General features: G+C 35.2%; 2 protein-coding genes. Both read left to right on the top strand.

Translation table 11 applies throughout. The annotated features are described in order from the left end of the window. Positions 1 to 477: 477 nt before the first annotated feature. Positions 478 to 966, top strand: coding sequence for an SRPBCC family protein (locus tag M3210_RS19760; protein ID WP_251517986.1), 489 nt, complete (start codon positions 478 to 480; stop codon positions 964 to 966). Between the two features lie 247 nt (positions 967 to 1213). Next, the gene (locus M3210_RS19755; protein ID WP_251517984.1) at positions 1214 to 1780 is read left to right on the top strand and encodes a biotin transporter BioY; all 567 of its coding nucleotides are present in this window, start codon (positions 1214 to 1216) and stop codon (positions 1778 to 1780) included. The last annotated feature ends 174 nt before the right edge of the window (positions 1781 to 1954 follow it).

Here is a 1954-nt window from a genome sequence, read left to right as displayed (position 1 = left end):
GGATGGAGTGTTACGGGCACGATGATTAGTTCTTCATGTGGCATAGAAAAGCACCTCCTTCAATTGATATTTCTATCTTAGCAAGAGGTGCTTCATTTTTGTATGCGTTGTTTGATTACGGGTTTACCCTTCAACTAATTGCTGTCCATACTAAGAAATGCATTTGAAATATGTAACTAGACAATCAAAATATCATTATCTTCTAAATTTACATATATCAAATATGACTAAGATAATAATCCGAACGTTTAATGTCTTTTTCTTTGTTTCCATCAAATCCCCCCCAATTTCTCCTTCAATAATCCCACCTCTCTAGTAAATTCAACAATAAAGAATGTTTATCCTTCTTTTACCTTTTTCAACATATCTGCCGTTTATTTATTAAGCTGTAAAACAATAATTCGAATTTCTACTTCTAAATATTTTAAATAATGTTATTATTTAATTGATATAATATTTCAAAGGGAGAGGTTTCTTTTGACAACTACTACAAATGATAAAGCTATTATTAAAGAGGTAACTATTCATGCTCCATTAAACTTAGTATGGTATGCCTGGACAATCTCTGAAAGAGTTTCTGAATGGTTTGCTCCTGAAGCAGTAGTAGAATTAAGAGAAGGTGGCGCATACGAACTGTATTTTATACCTGGAAATCGTACAAGTATGAATACTAAGGGATGTAAAATCACAAAACTTATTAATGAAAAAGAGCTACATTTTACTTGGAAAGGACCAGATGAATTCGAGGAATTAATGAACAAAGAAGATGAATTAACAATTGTTAATGTAAGTTTCAAATCAATCAACGATAATTCTACAAAGGTGATTGTGGAACATATTGGATTTAAAGATCATGAAGACTGGGTTGAAGCAATTAACTGGCACGAAATGGCTTGGTCAGGTGTTCTTGATAGTCTAAAATCTGCTCTTGAAAAGGGCGAAGGAAATCTATGTTGCCAACCCTAATGTTATTAAAGACCATCTATTTTAGATGGTTTTTTTATTCGGGGAAAATTTTAAACTAGATTTTGTTATTATAAAACCTAATAACCTATATATATCACTTCAATAATGAGGTTATATAAAAGTAAAAATAATGCACACATATTGTCACCTATAAAAATATAAGGTTGACAATATACTTTTTTAATAATAAACTTTAAAATATATTTTCAAATATTTCGAGACAGGTTTCATGGGGGGGGAAGAGAGAATGAATGATCAAAGCAAGAGGTTAAGGGTTATCATGAACTGTGCAATCTTCGCTGCTATTACTGGGATTTTGGCACAGGTAGAGATTCCATTACCATTAATTCCAATTAGTGGACAAACATTGGCGGTAGGACTAGCTGCAACGATTCTCGGAAGCCGTCAAGGGGCACTTGCAATGGTATGCTATATGCTACTTGGGGCAGTGGGTGTTCCGGTGTTTGCAGGATTCAGTGGGGGACTTCAAGTCATTGTAGGGCCATCTGGTGGATATATTATCGGGTTCATTGCTACGGCATTTGTAACAGGATTTATCTTAGAGAAAACAAGATTCACCGTCCCGATGGCACTTTATGCGAATGTAATTGGAATGTTTATCACCTTACTATTTGGTACGGTCCAATTGAAAATTGTACTAGATTTAGGGTGGGGAGCAGCTCTAGCAGCAGGTGTTTACCCATTCCTAGCAGTCGGCTTTATCAAAGCTTTCCTAGCAAGCTGGATCGGCATTACCGTAAGACAACGCCTAATCCAAGCAAATCTCATTCATGCAACAGGCAAGGCTGCTTAATAGGAAAAAGATCGGTCTCTGATAAATACTCAGTACAGCAAAAAAGCAAGAGGCTGGGACATAACTAGCCAAAAACAGTAATTAAAAAGGATTCAAGCAAAAAATTTTGCTTGGATCCTTTTTTGAGTAAAATTTATCATCATCGGTCACTATACCTGGGTTGTTGGCGGTGTA

It is taken from the genome of Oceanobacillus luteolus (assembly GCF_023715655.1).
GTDB lineage: Bacteria > Bacillota > Bacilli > Bacillales > Amphibacillaceae > Oceanobacillus > Oceanobacillus luteolus.
Note: the sequence above shows the minus strand (reverse complement) of the source record. Positions and strands in the feature narration are given on the sequence as shown.

Excerpts from the sequence above, each read along its gene's own strand:
- M3210_RS19755 (WP_251517984.1), top strand. The coding sequence starts at position 1,214 with ATGAATGATCAAAGCAAGAGGTTAAGGGTTATCATGAACTGTGCAATC.